Source organism: Empedobacter sp. 225-1, from assembly GCF_030328185.1.
GTDB lineage: Bacteria > Bacteroidota > Bacteroidia > Flavobacteriales > Weeksellaceae > Empedobacter > Empedobacter stercoris.
Window position 1 is genome coordinate 14595 of record NZ_JACALO010000008.1, and the last position, 16638, is coordinate 31232.

General features: G+C 35.4%; 14 protein-coding genes and 4 tRNA genes. All 18 read left to right on the forward strand.

Annotated features, from left to right (window positions below):
* The first annotated feature begins 236 nt into the window (after positions 1-236).
* The 18 genes from HX088_RS03715 (at position 237) to HX088_RS03800 (ending at position 16426) form a co-directional block, all read left to right on the forward strand.
* Complete coding sequence (locus HX088_RS03715; protein WP_171622826.1) at positions 237-1379, forward strand: acyl-CoA dehydrogenase family protein; 1143 nt, start codon at positions 237-239, stop codon at positions 1377-1379.
* Positions 1380-1447: 68 nt separating this feature from the next.
* Positions 1448-1642 (forward strand): 30S ribosomal protein S21, encoded by a 195-nt coding sequence (rpsU, locus tag HX088_RS03720; protein ID WP_171622825.1) that lies wholly within the window; start codon positions 1448-1450, stop codon positions 1640-1642.
* An 81-nt stretch (positions 1643-1723) separates the two neighbouring features.
* The gene (locus HX088_RS03725) at positions 1724-2623 is read left to right on the forward strand and encodes a tyrosine-type recombinase/integrase (RefSeq protein WP_171622824.1); all 900 of its coding nucleotides are present in this window, start codon (positions 1724-1726) and stop codon (positions 2621-2623) included.
* Positions 2624-2625: 2 nt separating this feature from the next.
* Positions 2626-2925 carry a ribosome hibernation-promoting factor, HPF/YfiA family gene (gene hpf, locus HX088_RS03730; RefSeq protein ID WP_171622823.1) on the forward strand — a complete coding sequence of 100 codons (300 nt, stop codon included), beginning with the start codon at positions 2626-2628 and terminating at the stop codon, positions 2923-2925.
* Positions 2926-3058: 133 nt separating this feature from the next.
* A tRNA-Thr gene (locus HX088_RS03735) sits at positions 3059-3132 on the forward strand.
* Between the two features lie 32 nt (positions 3133-3164).
* Positions 3165-3246, forward strand: a tRNA-Tyr gene (locus HX088_RS03740).
* Between the two features lie 72 nt (positions 3247-3318).
* A tRNA-Gly gene (locus HX088_RS03745) sits at positions 3319-3391 on the forward strand.
* Positions 3392-3575: 184 nt separating this feature from the next.
* Positions 3576-4763: an elongation factor Tu gene (gene tuf, locus HX088_RS03750; protein ID WP_171622822.1), complete on the forward strand. Its 1188-nt coding sequence runs from the start codon at positions 3576-3578 to the stop codon at positions 4761-4763.
* 63 nt (positions 4764-4826) lie between these two features.
* A tRNA-Trp gene (locus tag HX088_RS03755) sits at positions 4827-4897 on the forward strand.
* Between the two features lie 15 nt (positions 4898-4912).
* Positions 4913-5101 (forward strand): preprotein translocase subunit SecE, encoded by a 189-nt coding sequence (gene secE / locus HX088_RS03760; protein ID WP_171622821.1) that lies wholly within the window; start codon positions 4913-4915, stop codon positions 5099-5101.
* 32 nt (positions 5102-5133) lie between these two features.
* Positions 5134-5682 carry a transcription termination/antitermination protein NusG gene (gene nusG / locus HX088_RS03765; RefSeq protein ID WP_171622820.1) on the forward strand — a complete coding sequence of 183 codons (549 nt, stop codon included), beginning with the start codon at positions 5134-5136 and terminating at the stop codon, positions 5680-5682.
* A 70-nt stretch (positions 5683-5752) separates the two neighbouring features.
* A complete protein-coding gene (gene rplK / locus HX088_RS03770) occupies positions 5753-6193 on the forward strand; it encodes a 50S ribosomal protein L11 (protein WP_019974310.1) in 441 nt (146 codons plus the stop codon).
* 17 nt (positions 6194-6210) lie between these two features.
* Positions 6211-6906, forward strand: coding sequence for a 50S ribosomal protein L1 (rplA, locus tag HX088_RS03775; protein ID WP_171622818.1), 696 nt, complete (start codon positions 6211-6213; stop codon positions 6904-6906).
* 18 nt (positions 6907-6924) lie between these two features.
* Positions 6925-7437, forward strand: coding sequence for a 50S ribosomal protein L10 (gene rplJ, locus HX088_RS03780; RefSeq protein WP_171622862.1), 513 nt, complete (start codon positions 6925-6927; stop codon positions 7435-7437).
* A gap of 45 nt (positions 7438-7482) precedes the next feature.
* Entirely contained in the window at positions 7483-7848 is a 366-nt protein-coding gene (gene rplL, locus HX088_RS03785) for a 50S ribosomal protein L7/L12 (RefSeq protein WP_188319587.1), read from the forward strand.
* Positions 7849-7950: 102 nt separating this feature from the next.
* A complete protein-coding gene (rpoB, locus tag HX088_RS03790) occupies positions 7951-11793 on the forward strand; it encodes a DNA-directed RNA polymerase subunit beta (protein ID WP_171622816.1) in 3843 nt (1280 codons plus the stop codon).
* Between the two features lie 62 nt (positions 11794-11855).
* Complete coding sequence (gene rpoC, locus HX088_RS03795; protein ID WP_171622815.1) at positions 11856-16133, forward strand: DNA-directed RNA polymerase subunit beta'; 4278 nt, start codon at positions 11856-11858, stop codon at positions 16131-16133.
* Positions 16133-16426, forward strand: a complete 294-nt coding sequence (locus HX088_RS03800; protein WP_171622814.1) for a DUF3467 domain-containing protein — start codon at positions 16133-16135, stop codon at positions 16424-16426. Before rpoC ends, HX088_RS03800 begins: the two co-directional genes overlap by 1 nt.
* Positions 16427-16638 lie beyond the last annotated feature (212 nt).

Sequence of the window (16638 nt, forward strand, 5' to 3'; positions counted from 1 at the left end):
TTGTTTTTAATTTCTGACAACAAATCTCGGATTAATCTATCCGAATTAAAATGTTTAAAATCATTTTTTAAAATGACTTTAAACATTTGTAGTTAATTCAGTTTTTTTTAAATTAAAACCGCTGAGAGTCAATTATTTTTAATGAATAAAAATAATCGTAAAAGAAAAACTTTTCACTTAATAGAAATTTATTACTTTTGAAGCTAAGTCATAAAAAAATAATAAAACTCAAAAAAATGGATTTCTTAGAAAATGAAAATTTATCATTAATCGCACAGTCTGCAAGAGATTTTGCAAAACAATACATTCAGCCTAATATTATGGAATGGGATGAAGCTCAAACTTTTCCTGTAGAAGTTTTTAAAGAACTTGGAAAAATGGGATTCATGGGAATTGTTGTTCCAGAAGAATACGGAGGAAGCGGATTGTCTTATGATGAATATGTATCGATTGTAGATGAAATCTCACAAGTCGACCCTTCTATTGGATTGTCTGTAGCTGCGCACAACTCACTTTGTACAAATCATATTTTAGAATTCGGAAACGAAGAACAAAAACAACGATGGTTACCAAAATTAGCAACAGCAGAATGGATTGGAGCTTGGGGATTAACAGAGCACAATACAGGATCTGATGCAGGAGGAATGTCAACAACAGCTGTTAAAGATGGTGATGAATGGGTAATCAATGGTGCAAAAAACTTTATTACACACGCCATTTCTGGAGATGTAGCAGTTGTGATGACACGTACAGGAGAAAAAGGAGCTAAAAATAATGCAACAGCTTTTGTTATCGAAAAAGGAACACCAGGTTTTACTTCAGGTAAAAAAGAAAATAAATTAGGCATGCGTGCTTCTGAAACAGCAGAATTAATCTTTGATAACGTACGTGTTTCTGATGCTAATCGTTTAGGAAATGTAGGAGATGGTTTCAAACAAGCATTGAAAATTTTAGATGGTGGTCGAATTTCTATCGCGGCTTTATCCTTAGGTATTGCAAAAGGAGCGTATAAAGCTGCTTTAAAATATGCACAAGAGCGTCACCAATTTGGAACTGCAATTGCCAATTTCCAAGCAATTAATTTCAAATTAGCTGAAATGGTAACTGAAATTGAAGCTTCTGAATTATTAATTCGCAAAGCTTCTTATCTAAAAAATCATAAAAAACCAATGACAACAGAAGGTGCTATGGCAAAATATTATGCATCGGAAGCTTGTGTTAAAATATCGAACGAAGCGGTACAAATATTTGGAGGATACGGCTATACAAAAGATTTTCCAGTAGAAAAATTTTACCGAGATTCTAAGTTATGTACAATTGGAGAAGGAACAACTGAAATCCAAAAATTAGTTATTGGAAGAAATATTTTGAAAGATTAATGCAAAAGGATTTGTTTAATTACTAAAGAGTTGTATATTTGCCATCTCAAAAAGAAATAGATAAAATTATGTTGATTATACCAGTAAAAGACGGAGAGTCAATCGAAAGAGCTCTAAAAAAATACAAAAGAAAATTTGATAAAACAGGTGTTGTACGTCAGCTAAGAGCACGTCAACAATTTACAAAACCTTCTGTTTCAAACAGAATTAAGATGAGTAGAGCAATCTACAAACAATCTTTATTGGCACAAGAAGAAGCGTAAATAGCTGTTTTAAACAATATAAAGAATTAATTTCTATTGACCTATTTATTAAAGTTGTAACTTTGATGAATAGGTTTTTTTATGGAATTAATTCAACTATTCTTAGATTATTTAGCGCTCGAGAAAAACTATTCTACGCTAACAATTACAAGTTACAAAAGAGATTTAGATGATTTTGTTGAGTTTTATCAACAAGAAGAAGATTCATCTGAAATTCAACACGCAACCAAAAATCATATTCGTGCATTTGTAATGTACTTATCCGAATTACAGAAGTCGGAGAAAACAGTAAATCGAAAATTAAGCGCGCTGCGCACGTTTTATAAATATTTAATCAAGGAAAGTCATTTAACGATTAACCCAATTGAACAAATACATTCTCTCAAGCAAAATAAACAAGTGCTGGTTCCATTTACACAGACAGAATTAAATGATTTGTTGAATAATGATGAATTCTTTCCTGATACGTTTGAAGGAGTAAGAGATCGTTTGATGATTGATGTGATGTATCAAACAGGTATTCGACGTGCCGAATTGATAGGTTTGAAAGAAAATGACATTGATCCAGCTACGCTCTCTATTAAAGTTTTAGGAAAAAGAAACAAAGAACGTATAATTCCGATTTCAACTTTTTTGTTAGAAGATTTAGCAATTTACAATACACGAAAACATAACGAAATTACCCTACAATGTACGAATGTTTTTGTAACAGAAAAAGGAAAACCTTTGTATGATAATCTTGTTTATTCCAAAGTTAAATATTACCTTAGTCTTATAAGTGTAAAACATAAAAAAAGTCCTCATATGTTGAGGCATTCATTTGCGACCCATATGTTAGATTCTGGAGCAGATTTGAATGCAGTGAAAGATATTTTAGGGCATTCAAGTTTGTCATCGACTCAAATTTATACACATGGAAGTATAGAAAATTTAAAAAAAGTGTTTAACAAAGCTCACCCACGTGAGAACAAAAAAGAGTAATTATGACAATTAACTTTCAAGCAGTAAACTTCAATACTAAACCAGGTTTAGAGGAGTATTTAGAAAAAAAATTAGAAAAATTAGAAACTTTGTCAGACAAAATCATTGCAGCAAACGTTTCTTTTAAATTAGAGAATACTGCAGAAAAAAACAACAAGACAGTTGATATCAAATTAGAAGTACCCGGAGATGATATCGTTGTGAGTAAAACTGGACAGTCTTTTGAGGAATGTATTGATTTGTCGGTAGATACATTGAAAAAATTAATTATCAGAAAAAAGGAAAAAATTAGCGATCGATAAAAATTGAAGAATTAGCTAAAAAAAAAATCATAAAAATTTGGTTAATTCAAAAAACAGCGTAAATTTGCAGTCCGTTAAACAAACAATTTTAACGGACTGTTCTTTTAAAATAAGTCTTTTATAAATAAATAATGCCGATGTAGCTCAGCTGGCTAGAGCAGCTGATTTGTAATCAGCAGGTCGTGGGTTCGAGTCCCTCTATCGGCTCTAAGTTTTTTTATAAGAACAAAAGGTAAGGCGGGGAGATACTCAAGCGGCCAACGAGGACGGACTGTAAATCCGTTGGTTTCACCTTCGCAGGTTCGAATCCTGCTCTCCCCACAAACTTAATTTTTAAAAGTTTTGTGGTTTAGGATTTAATCTTTAAATTTGCAAAGCTTTTTAGAAGTGAATGCGGGAATAGCTCAATTGGTAGAGCGTCAGCCTTCCAAGCTGAATGTTGCGAGTTCGAGTCTCGTTTCCCGCTCAAATTCTAGTTCGCTAGTGTAGTTAATCTTTGTAAGTAGTTGTTGAAACTTATTTAATCTAAGGTTGGCGAATCAAAAATAAATACCTTTATATAAATTAAAAAGTGTATTTTTGCACTTGAAATAATTAAAAGTTATTTTTTTTAAATTTAAGTATAACAATAGAAATTAATAAAAAGTAAAATGGCAAAGGAAACTTTCAACCGTAATAAGCCGCACTTAAATATTGGTACTATTGGTCACGTTGACCACGGTAAAACCACTACAACTGCAGCAATTACTAAAGTATTAGCTGATGCTGGTTTTTCAGAAGCAAAAGCTTTCGATCAAATCGATAATGCTCCAGAGGAGAAAGAGCGTGGTATTACAATTAATACATCTCACGTAGAGTATGAAACTGCTAACCGTCACTACGCGCACGTTGACTGTCCAGGTCACGCGGATTACGTAAAGAACATGGTTACAGGAGCTGCTCAAATGGATGGTGGTATCTTGGTAGTTGCTGCTACTGATGGGCCAATGCCTCAAACTCGTGAGCACATCTTATTATGTCGCCAAGTAAACGTTCCTCGTATCGTTGTTTTCTTAAACAAAGTAGATATGGTTGACGATGCTGAGTTATTAGAATTAGTAGAGATGGAAGTAAGAGATTTATTGTCTTCTTACGAGTACGATGGAGATAACACTCCAGTTGTTCAAGGATCTGCTTTAGGTGCATTAAACGGAGAACAAAAATGGGTTGATGCTTTATTGCATTTAATGGAAGAAGTTGATAACTGGATTGAAGAACCAGTACGTGACTCTGACAAACCATTCTTAATGCCAGTAGAGGATGTATTCTCTATTACAGGTCGTGGTACTGTTGCAACAGGACGTATCGAGGCTGGTGTTATTAACTCTGGTGATCCAGTTGATATCGTAGGTATGGGAGAAGAAAAATTAACTTCTACTGTAACTGGGGTTGAAATGTTCCGTAAAATCTTAGATAGAGGTGAAGCTGGTGATAATGTAGGTTTATTATTACGTGGTGTTGAGAAAACAGAAATCCGTCGTGGTATGGTTATTTGTAAACAAGGATCTGTTAAACCACACAAAAAATTCAAAGCTGAGGTTTATATCTTAACTAAAGAAGAAGGTGGTCGTCACACTCCATTCCACAACCGTTACCGTCCTCAGTTCTACGTACGTACAACTGACGTAACAGGGGAAATCAACTTACCAGAAGGTGTTGAGATGGTTTTACCAGGAGATAACTTAACTATTACAGTTGAATTATTACAACCAATTGCATTAAACGAAGGTTTACGTTTCGCAATCCGTGAAGGTGGACGTACAGTTGGTGCAGGTCAGGTAACTGAAATTTTAGACTAATTATAGTCAATCAATAATATAGAAGATGTGGTAATCTTCAATGATTACCACTCTTTTTATTCTACGGGCATAGTTCAATGGTAGAATAGCGGTCTCCAAAACCGTTGATCAGGGTTCGAATCCTTGTGCCCGTGCTAAATGAAAACGATATGAAAATCGTACAATATGTAAAAGAATCCTTTGTAGAGTTTAAAGAACATGTAACATGGCCATCTTTTTCTGATTTACAAAGAGACACTATTATTGTTGCAATAGCTACAGTTCTGTTAGCTATATTTTTATATGCGGTAGATACATTATTCACACAAGTGCTTAACTTTATCTACGGCGCTTTTTAGTTTATATAATATCCCGTTTAGTAATTAGAATCATGAGTGAAAAGAAATGGTATGTAATCAAGACTGTAGCTGGACAAGAGCTGAAAGTTAAAGATTATATTGAAAGAGAAATTCAGTACCAAAATTTGAATGATTATGTAGGACAAATTGTTGTTCCTATGGAAAAAGTGATTCAAATCCGCAACGGTAAAAAATATCAAAAGGAAAAAGTACATTTTCCTGGCTACATCATGATAGAAGCTGAGCTTGTGGGAGAAATACCTCACATGGTAAAGAATACATCTGGTGTAATTAGCTTTTTGAGTGCAACCAAAGGAGGTGATCCTGTACCAATGAGACAATCGGAAGTTAACCGAATGTTAGGTAAAGTTGACGAATTAGCAGAAAATGTTGATACAAATCTTGGAGTAACTTACATTGTAGGTGAAAATGTAAAAGTAATCGACGGACCATTCAATGGCTTCAACGGAACGGTTGAGAAAATCATTGAAGACAAACGCAAACTTGAAGTGATGGTTTTAATCTTCGGACGTAAAACCCCACTTGAGTTAAGTTTTAACCAAGTTGAAAAGATTGCATGATCAATCAACAAATTAAAAGTAGAAAATTTAGGCTGCTTCCACATAACGCTTAATTTTAAGAATTAAAAAAATGGCAAAAAAAATTGAAAAAGTTGTAAAACTTCAAGTTAAAGGAGGACAAGCAAATCCTTCGCCACCAGTAGGTCCGGCTTTAGGTGCTGCAGGTGTTAACATCATGGAGTTTTGTAAACAATTTAATGGACGTACACAAGAAAAACAAGGTGCAGTGTTACCAGTTGTTATTACGGTGTATCAAGACAAATCATTTGATTTCGTAATTAAAACTCCACCAGCTGCTGTTCAGTTAATGGAAGCTGCGAAATTGAAAAAAGCATCAGGTGTGCCAAACCGTCAAAAAGTTGGTACTGTTACTTGGGATCAAGTGAGAGCTATTGCTGAAGACAAGTTAGCGGACATGAACTGTTTTACTGTTGAATCTGCTATGAAAATGGTTGCTGGAACTGCACGTTCTATGGGTATAACTGTAAAAGGTGGGCAAGCTCCAGAATAATTAAAACATTTTAGGAAATGGCAAAGTTAACAAAAAAACAAAAAGAGGTATTAGCTAAAGTAGAAAAAAACAAACTTTACTCTATTGATGAAGCATCATCATTAGTAAAGGAGGTTAACTACGCAAAGTTTGATGCTTCTGTAGATATAGCAGTTCGTTTAGGTGTAGACCCTAAGAAAGCTAACCAAATGGTTCGTGGTGTAGTTTCATTACCACACGGAACAGGTAAAGATGTAAAAGTATTAGCATTAGTTACTCCAGATAAAGAAGCAGAAGCTAAAGCAGCAGGTGCTGATTATGTAGGATTAGACGAATACTTACAAAAAATTAAAGATGGTTGGACAGATGTAGACGTGATCGTTACTATGCCAGCTGTTATGGGTAAATTAGGACCATTAGGACGTGTTTTAGGACCTCGTGGATTAATGCCTAACCCAAAGTCAGGTACTGTAACTTTAGAAGTTGGTAAAGCCGTTTCTGAAGTAAAAGCAGGTAAAATCGACTTCAAAGTAGACCGTTACGGAATCATCCACGCTGCAGTTGGTAAAGTATCTTTTGATGCTGATAAAATTAAAGACAATGCGAATGAATTAATTCAAACTTTAATTAAATTAAAACCAACAGCTGCTAAAGGAGTATATGTAAGAAGCATCACGCTTTCTACAACTCAATCTGTAGGTGTATCAGTAGATCCAAAAAGTGTAAACGCTTAAAATTAGTAGATTATGGCAATGACAAAACAAGATAAAGCAAATATGATAGATGAATTGCAAGCTGTATTAGCAGAAGCAAAAATCATCTACTTAGCAGATATCGACGGATTAAACGCTGTTAATACTACTGAATTAAGAAGAGCTTGCTTCAAAAGCAATGTATCTTTACGCGTAGTAAAAAACACTTTATTAAAGAAAGCGATGGAGAACATCGAAGACAAAAACTTCGAAGAACTTTACGGATCTTTAAAAGGAAATACAGCATTAATGACTGCTGAAGTTGGTAATGCACCAGCTAAAGTAATTGATGTTTTCAGAAAAAAATCTGAAAAGCCTATTTTAAAAGGAGCTTGGATTGAAGATAATACTTGGGTTGGTGATGACAAATTACCACAATTAGTAGCATTGAAATCTCGCGAAGAATTAATCGCAGATATCGTTATGTTACTTCAATCTCCTATCAAAACTGTTGTTTCTCAATTAGAGAACAAAGAAGCTGCGAAAGCAGAAGAAGGAGCTTCAGAAGAATAAGACACACTCATATTAAATAAAGTTTAAAAAACAAAAAGCATTAAAATGGCAGATTTAAAAAAATTAGCTGAAGAGTTAGTAAACTTAACAGTATTAGAAGTTAACGAATTATCTACAATCTTAAAAGACGAGTACGGAATTGAACCAGCTGCTGCTGCAGTTGTTGTTGCTGCTGGTGGAGCTGAAGCTGCAGATGAGCAAACAGAATTCGACGTAATCTTAAAAGAAGCAGGTGCATCTAAATTAGCAGTTGTTAAATTAGTTAAAGAATTAACTGGAAAAGGATTAAAAGAAGCTAAAGATTTAGTAGATTCAACTCCAGCTACAGTTAAAGAAGCAGTTTCTAAAGATGAAGCTGAAGCTTTAAAGAAACAGCTAGAAGAAGCTGGTGCAGTAGTAGAATTGAAGTAATTTTTATTACTCAAAAATATAGGTTTGGACCTAACACAGGACGTGTTAGGTCTAAACCTTTTTACGCATAAAGTCATTATATAAACCAAAATTCATTCGAAATTGGCCACTAAAGCAACATTAAGCAACTCGACTGAGAAAAAAGAAAGATTGAACTTCTCTTCTGCAAAAGCAGTCGCTCAGTTCCCAGATTTCCTTGACATTCAGATCAAATCGTTTGAAGATTTTTTCCAGTTGGAAACAAGACCTGACCAACGAAAAAATGAAGGTCTTTACCGAACATTTGCTGAGAATTTTCCAATTACGGATACTCGCAATCAGTTTGTTTTAGAATTCTTAGATTATTTCGTAGATCCACCACGTTACACAATTGATGAGTGTATCGAAAGAGGGTTAACGTACAGTGTACCTTTGAAAGCTCGTCTTAAATTGTACTGTACGGACGAAGAACACGAAGATTTCGAAACTGTTGTGCAAGACGTTTATTTAGGAACAATTCCTTATATGTCACCTTCAGGATCATTCATTATCAATGGTGCAGAACGTGTTATTGTATCTCAATTACACCGTTCTCCTGGGGTATTCTTTGGACAATCTTTCCATGCGAATGGTACAAAATTGTACTCATCTCGTATTATTCCTTTCAAAGGATCTTGGATTGAGTTCGCAACAGACATCAACAGCGTAATGTACGCTTACATCGATCGTAAGAAAAAGTTACCATTAACTACTTTATTACGTGCAATCGGATACGAAAGAGATAAAGATATCTTAGAAATTTTCGACTTAGCAGAAGAAGTAAAAGTTAATAAAGCTAATTTAAAGAAAGTTGTAGGTCGTAAACTTGCTGCACGTGTATTAAACACATGGCACGAGGATTTCGTAGATGAAGATACAGGAGAAGTTGTATCTATCGAGCGTAATGAAATTATCTTAGACCGTGAAACAATCTTAGAAAAAGATCACATCGATCAAATCGTAGATTCTGGTGTTAAGACAATCTTATTACACAAAGAAGATATCAATTCTGCTGATTATGGAATTATCCATAATACTTTACAAAAAGACCCTACGAATACTGAAAAAGAAGCCGTAGAGTATATCTATAGACAATTACGTAACGCTGAGCCACCAGATGAGGAGACAGCAAGAGGAATTATTGATAAATTATTCTTCTCTGATCAACGTTATTCATTAGGTGAAGTAGGTCGTTACAGATTAAATAAAAAATTAGGTTTAGCTATTAGCGAGGATATACAAGTATTGACTCGTGAAGATATCATTTCGATTATTAAATACTTAATCGAATTAATCAACTCTAAAGCAGAGGTGGATGATATTGACCACTTATCTAACCGTCGTGTAAGAACGGTTGGTGAGCAAATGGCAAGCCAATTCGGAGTAGGTTTAGCTCGTATGGCTAGAACTATCCGTGAAAGAATGAATGTTCGTGACAACGAGGTGTTTACACCTATCGACTTGATTAATGCTAAAACATTATCATCTGTTATCAACTCATTCTTCGGAACGAATCAGTTATCTCAGTTCATGGACCAAACAAATCCATTATCAGAGATTACACACAAACGTCGTTTATCAGCATTAGGACCTGGAGGTTTATCAAGAGAAAGAGCGGGATTCGAGGTACGTGACGTACACCACACTCATTACGGACGTTTATGTCCAATTGAAACTCCTGAGGGACCAAACATTGGTTTGATTTCGTCATTATGTGTATTCGCTAAAGTTAATAACTTAGGATTCATCGAAACACCGTACAGAAAGGTAGAAGAAGGAAAAGTGGACGTCGAATCAGCACCTATCTACTTAACTGCGGAAGAGGAAGAATCTAAAGTAATTGCTCAAGCCAATATCGACATGGCAGACGATGGTACTATTGCTACTGAACGTGTAACAGCTCGTGAAGACGGAGATTTCCCTGTGGTAACTCCATCAGAAGTAGACTTAATCGACGTTGCACCTAACCAGATTGCTTCTATCTCAGCATCATTAATTCCTTTCTTGGAGCATGATGACGCCAACCGTGCGTTAATGGGATCGAACATGATGCGTCAGGCAGTTCCATTATTAAAACCTCAAGCACCAATTGTAGGTACTGGATTAGAAAAACAAGTTGCAAAAGATTCTAGAATCTTAGTTAATGCAGAACGTGAAGGTACAGTAACTTATGTTGATGCTGACATTATAACAATTAAATATGATCGCTCAGAAGACGAAGAATTAGTAAGCTTCGATACCGCTGAGAAAACATATAATTTAACAAAATTCAGAAAAACCAATCAAGGAACTACAATTACGTTGAAACCAATTGTAAAAGTTGGTGATCGTGTAGAGAAAGGACAAGTTTTATCTGAAGGTTATGCAACAGAAGGAGGAGAATTAGCAATTGGTCGAAACATGGTTGTTGCCTTTATGCCTTGGCAAGGGTACAACTTCGAGGATGCTATTGTAATTTCTGAGAAAGCTGTTCGTGAAGACTGGTTTACATCTATCCACATCGATGAGTATTCATTAGATGTACGTGATACTAAATTAGGTATGGAAGAATTAACTTCTGATATTCCTAACGTTTCGGAAGAGGCTACAAAAGACTTAGACGAAAACGGTATGATCCGTATTGGAGCAGAAGTAAAACCTGGTGATATCTTGATTGGTAAGATTACTCCAAAAGGAGAATCTGATCCAACTCCAGAAGAAAAACTATTACGTGCAATTTTTGGTGACAAAGCTGGTGATGTAAAAGATGCTTCTCTTAAAGCTTCTCCATCATTACGTGGTGTTGTAATCAATAAAAAATTATTCTCACGTAGTATTAAGGATAAACGTAAACGTTCTCAAGACAAGGCTATCATTGATAGTGTAGAAGCTGAGTACGATGTTAAATTCAATGAATTAAGAGAGATTTTATTAGAGAAATTATACGTTTTATTAAACGGAAAAACATCTCAAGGTATTTACAACGACTTGAACGAAGAAGTGATCAAGAAAGGTGTAAAATACACACAAAAAATCTTATCTAACGTTGAAGATTTCTTAAATTTAACTGGATTAGAATCTCTTTGGACAACAGACGAGGATAAGAACGAATTAGTAAAAGAGTTGATACATAATTATAAAATTAAGTACAACGACTTACAAGGAGCGCTTAACCGTGAAAGATTTACAATCTCAGTTGGAGATGAGTTACCTGCAGGTATCGTAAAATTAGCGAAAATCTATATTGCGAAAAAACGTAAACTAAGAGTAGGGGATAAAATGGCTGGACGCCACGGTAACAAAGGTATTGTTGCACGTATCGTTCGCGACGAAGATATGCCTTTCTTAGAAGACGGAACACCAGTAAATATCGTACTTAATCCACTTGGGGTACCATCTCGTATGAATATCGGTCAGATTTATGAAACGGTATTAGGATGGGCTGGATTAAAAATGGGACAAAAATTTGCAACTCCTATTTTCGACGGTGCTGAAATTGATGACATCGATCGTATTACAGAAGAAGCAGGTATTCCTAAACACGGTACAACTTATTTATATGATGGTAATACTGGAGAGCGTTTTGATCAAAAAGCTACTGTAGGGGTGATTTACATGTTGAAATTAGGACATATGGTTGACGACAAAATGCACGCGCGTTCTATCGGACCATACTCTTTAATTACTCAACAACCATTAGGAGGTAAAGCACAATTCGGTGGACAACGTTTCGGAGAGATGGAGGTTTGGGCATTAGAAGCATTCGGTGCATCTAATATCTTACGCGAAATCTTAACAGTTAAGTCGGATGACGTAATTGGACGTGCGAAAACTTACGAAGCAATCGTAAAAGGAGAGCCAATGCCAGAACCTGGTATTCCAGAATCATTTAACGTATTGTTACATGAATTACAAGGTCTTGGATTAGACATAAACTTGGAAGAATAATAGGGCAACCTATTATTCTACCTTTTTCGTTATAATAATATAATTGTTAGATACATTTCTATATGTCAACAAAAAATAAAACAAGTCAATTCTCAAAAATCCGTATCGGGTTAGCTTCTCCAGAATCGATTCTACAAGAATCTAAAGGTGAAGTTTTAAAACCTGAAACGATTAACTATAGAACGCACAAACCAGAGCGTGACGGGTTATTCTGTGAGCGTATCTTTGGACCTGTAAAAGATTACGAATGTGCCTGCGGAAAATATAAAAGAATCCGTTATAAAGGTATCGTTTGTGACCGTTGTGGGGTTGAAGTTACTGAAAAGAAAGTTCGTCGTGAGCGTATTGGACACATCAACCTTGTTGTGCCAATTGCACATATTTGGTATTTCCGTTCATTACCAAACAAAATTGGTTACATCTTAGGATTACCATCTAAGAAATTAGATATGGTAATTTACTACGAAAGATATGTCGTAATTCAACCAGGTATCGCAAAAGGACCAGAAGGGGAAGAATTAAATAGATTAGATTTCTTATCAGAAGAAGAGTATTTAGATATTTTAGAAACTCTTCCAATCGAGAATCAATATTTAGAAGATTCAGATCCTAATAAATTCGTTGCGAAAATGGGTGCTGAAGCATTAGAAGACCTATTATCTCGTATCAATTTAGATGAATTATCTTACGAATTAAGACACAAAGCACATAACGAAACATCTAAACAACGTCGTACAGAAGCGTTAAAACGTTTACAAGTTGTTGAGGCGTTACGTGAGTCAAATATGCACCACGTCAATCGTCCTGAATGGATGGTAATGCGCGTTATTCCGGTTATTCCACCAGAATTACGTCCATTAGTTCCATTAGATGGTGGTCGTTTTGCAACATCAGATTTAAATGATTTATACCGTCGTGTAATTATCCGTAACAATCGTTTGAAACGATTAATGGAGATTAAAGCGCCAGAAGTAATTTTACGTAACGAAAAACGTATGTTACAAGAAGCGGTTGATTCATTATTCGATAATACGCGTAAAGCATCTGCTGTTAAAGCTGATGGTAACCGTCCATTAAAATCATTATCTGATTCATTAAAAGGTAAACAAGGTCGTTTCCGTCAAAACTTATTAGGTAAACGTGTGGATTATTCTGCTCGTTCTGTAATTGTTGTTGGACCAACACTAAAATTACACGAATGTGGTTTACCAAAAGATATGGCTGCTGAATTATACAAACCATTCGTAGTTCGTAAATTAATCGAACGTGGTATTGTAAAAACAGTTAAATCGGCTAAGAAAATTATCGATAGAAAAGAGCCAGTTGTTTGGGATATTTTAGAAAATGTAATCAAAGGACACCCAGTTTTATTAAACCGTGCCCCTACGTTACACCGTTTAGGTATCCAAGCATTCCAACCGAAATTAATTGAGGGTAAAGCAATTCGTTTACACCCATTAGTGTGTACTGCCTTCAATGCCGATTTCGATGGTGACCAGATGGCCGTTCACTTACCATTAGGACCAGAAGCTGTTTTAGAAGCACAATTATTAATGTTGGCTTCTCAAAATATCTTGAATCCTGCAAATGGATCTCCAATTACTGTTCCTTCTCAGGATATGGTATTGGGTCTGTACTATATGACGAAAATTCGTCGTACTGACCACCAATTTACAGTAAAAGGTGAAGGATTAACTTTCTATTCAGACGAAGAAGTTCAAATTGCATACAACGAAGGAGCTGTTGACTTAAACGCGCCAATTCGTGTAAAAGGAACTATTCGTGTAGGAGAGGAGTTAGTAGAAAATCAATTAATCGAAACTTCAGTAGGACGTGTGTTATTTAACCAAATCGTTCCAAAACAAGTAGGATTTGTAAATGAAGTATTAACGAAAAAATCGTTACGTACGATCATTAACAAAATCATCAAGATTACAGATTTCCCTACAACAGCTGCATTCTTAGATGATATGAAAGCATTAGGATACCGCAATGCCTTCGAGGGTGGTTTATCATTCTCTTTAGGTGATATCTTAATTCCAGAACAAAAGAAAGACCTTATCTCTGGTGCGATCAACCAAGTTGAGAACATTAAGATGAACTATAACATGGGTCTTATTACAAATAACGAACGTTACAACCAAGTTATTGATGTTTGGACAACAACAAACGCAACGTTAACTGAAATTGTAATGAAACGTATGACAGAAGATCAACAAGGATTTAACTCTGTATTCATGATGCTTGATTCTGGAGCACGTGGATCGAAAGAGCAAATTCGTCAGTTATCAGGTATGCGTGGATTGATGGCTAAACCTCAAAAAGCTGGTTCTACTGGTGGGGATATCATCGAAAACCCAATTATCTCTAACTTCCGTGAAGGTCTGTCTATCTTAGAGTACTTTATTTCTTCGCACGGTGCGCGTAAAGGTCTTGCCGATACTGCCTTAAAAACTGCCGATGCTGGATACTTGACTCGTCGTTTGGTTGACGTTGCACAAGACGTTATCGTCATGCACGAAGACTGTGGTACATTAAGAGGTTTAGAAATTTCAGCACTTAAGAAAAAAGAAGAAATTATCGAAAGTCTTTCTTCTCGTGTATTAGGCCGTACTTCGTTAAATGATATTTATAATCCAGATAACGGTGAGTTAATCATTGCTGCTGGTCATATTATCACAGAAGATATCGGTGAAGTTTTAGAAGCTGCTGGTATCGAAAACGTAGAAGTTCGTTCTCCATTAACATGTGAAGCAAAAACTGGAATTTGTGCGAAATGTTACGGACGTAACTTAGCAACAGGTAAAGAAGTTCAAAAAGGTGAATCTGTAGGTGTAGTTGCTGCACAATCTATTGGTGAGCCTGGTACACAGTTAACATTACGTACGTTCCACGTGGGAGGTACTGCTGGTAACGTTTCTGAACAAAATACAATTAATGCAAAAGTTGATGGTACTGTTGAGTTTGATGACTTACGTTTAGTGCAATCTACTGATGATGCAGGAAACCTTGTAGATACAGTTGTTTCTCGTTCTACAGAGATGAAAGTTATTGACGATTTAGGAAACGTTCGCCAACAAACTAACATCGCTTACGGTACAGTTTTATCAGTGAAAAATGGAGCTAAAGTTCAAAAAGGTCAAGAGATTGCAAGCTGGGACCCTTATAACGGGGTAATCATCGCAGAATCTACTGGTAAAATCGAGTATGAACAATTAGAACAAGGGGTAACCTTCCAAATTGAAATCGATGAGCAAACTGGATTCCAAGAAAAAGTTATTTCTGAATCACGTAATAAAAAATTAGTTCCAGCGTTAAGAGTTATCACAATTGATGGTGAAGAAAAAACATACAACTTACCAGTAGGTGCACACTTAATGGTAAATGATGGAGAAAAAATTAATGCAGGTAAAATCTTAGTTAAGATCCCTCGTAAGTCGGCTAAATCTGGCGATATTACAGGAGGTTTACCTCGTATTACAGAGTTGTTAGAAGCTCGTAACCCATCTAACCCATCAGTTGTTTGTGAAATGGATGGAGTTGTATCTTTCGGTAAAATTAAACGTGGTAACCGCGAAATCATCGTTGAATCTAAAAATGGTGAAATCCGTCGTTACTTAGTTAAATTATCTGCTCAAATCTTAGTTCAAGAAAATGACTTCGTACGTGCAGGTGAGCCTTTATCAGATGGAGCAATTACACCAGAAGATATTTTAAGAATCTTAGGACCAACAGCGGTTCAAGAATACTTAGTAAACGAGATTCAAGATGTATACCGTTTACAAGGGGTGAAAATTGATGACAAACACTTCGAGATTATCGTACGCCAAATGTTACGTAAAGTTCGTATTGTTGATTCAGGAGACACAAGATTCTTAGAAGATAGTTTAGAGCATAAAGACGATTTCATGGAAGAAAACGATCGCTTATTTGGAATGAAAGTCGTAGAAGATGCAGGAGATTCTGATACATTAAAACCAGGTCAAATCATCTCAGTTCGTGATCTACGTGATGAAAACTCTAAATTAAAACGTGAAGATAAAAACTTAGTAACAGCACGTGAAGCTTTACCTGCAACAGCAGAAGCAGTTTTACAAGGTATTACAAGAGCATCTTTACAAACTAAATCTTTCATGTCTGCGGCATCGTTCCAGGAAACAACAAAAGTTCTTAACGAAGCAGCTGTAGCTGGTAAAGTAGACGGTTTAGTAGGATTGAAAGAAAACGTTATCGTTGGACACTTAATTCCTGCAGGAACTGGATTAAAAGAGTATCAAAACATTATCGTAGGATCTAACCGTGAATACGAGGAATTAATAAACGCAAAACAAGAATTATAATGTCAGAAAATCAACAAAACGAAGGATTAAACATTGAGTTAAACGAATTAGTAGCTCAAGGTGTTTATGCTACAGGAGCAATCATCAACCACTCACCATCTGAGTTCGTTGTAGATTTTGTTCAGTTTTTACCAGGTGCTAGACCATCAGTAAAATCAAGAATTATCTTGTCTCCATTACAAGCAAAACAATTATCTCAATCGTTAGCAGAAAACGTTTCAAACTTCGAGAAAAACTTTGGTGAAATCAAAGAACCTCAAGTAAACAACGGTACTGCAACTTACGAAGCTTAAGAATCATTCTTAATATTTCAAAAATCCCTCAATCGTAGATTGGGGGATTTTTTTGTTTAATCAAAACTATCAGATTGATAATATTAACTTCATTAATTCTTTCAGATTTATTAAATTAATAATATTTATAAATATATTAACGAATAATCTAAAACAGATAGGGGTTAAAGTTTTTTTCTCTATTTTTTAAAATCGAAAAAATGTTTAGATTT

Excerpts from the sequence above, each read along its gene's own strand:
- HX088_RS03715 (WP_171622826.1), top strand. The coding sequence starts at position 237 with ATGGATTTCTTAGAAAATGAAAATTTATCATTAATCGCACAGTCTGCA.
- rpsU (WP_171622825.1), top strand. The coding sequence starts at position 1,448 with ATGTTGATTATACCAGTAAAAGACGGAGAGTCAATCGAAAGAGCTCTA.
- HX088_RS03725 (WP_171622824.1), top strand. The coding sequence starts at position 1,724 with ATGGAATTAATTCAACTATTCTTAGATTATTTAGCGCTCGAGAAAAAC.
- hpf (WP_171622823.1), top strand. The coding sequence starts at position 2,626 with ATGACAATTAACTTTCAAGCAGTAAACTTCAATACTAAACCAGGTTTA.
- tuf (WP_171622822.1), top strand. The coding sequence starts at position 3,576 with ATGGCAAAGGAAACTTTCAACCGTAATAAGCCGCACTTAAATATTGGT.
- secE (WP_171622821.1), top strand. The coding sequence starts at position 4,913 with ATGAAAATCGTACAATATGTAAAAGAATCCTTTGTAGAGTTTAAAGAA.
- nusG (WP_171622820.1), top strand. The coding sequence starts at position 5,134 with ATGAGTGAAAAGAAATGGTATGTAATCAAGACTGTAGCTGGACAAGAG.
- rplK (WP_019974310.1), top strand. The coding sequence starts at position 5,753 with ATGGCAAAAAAAATTGAAAAAGTTGTAAAACTTCAAGTTAAAGGAGGA.
- rplA (WP_171622818.1), top strand. The coding sequence starts at position 6,211 with ATGGCAAAGTTAACAAAAAAACAAAAAGAGGTATTAGCTAAAGTAGAA.
- rplJ (WP_171622862.1), top strand. The coding sequence starts at position 6,925 with ATGACAAAACAAGATAAAGCAAATATGATAGATGAATTGCAAGCTGTA.
- rplL (WP_188319587.1), top strand. The coding sequence starts at position 7,483 with ATGGCAGATTTAAAAAAATTAGCTGAAGAGTTAGTAAACTTAACAGTA.
- rpoC (WP_171622815.1), top strand. The coding sequence starts at position 11,856 with ATGTCAACAAAAAATAAAACAAGTCAATTCTCAAAAATCCGTATCGGG.
- HX088_RS03800 (WP_171622814.1), top strand. The coding sequence starts at position 16,133 with ATGTCAGAAAATCAACAAAACGAAGGATTAAACATTGAGTTAAACGAA.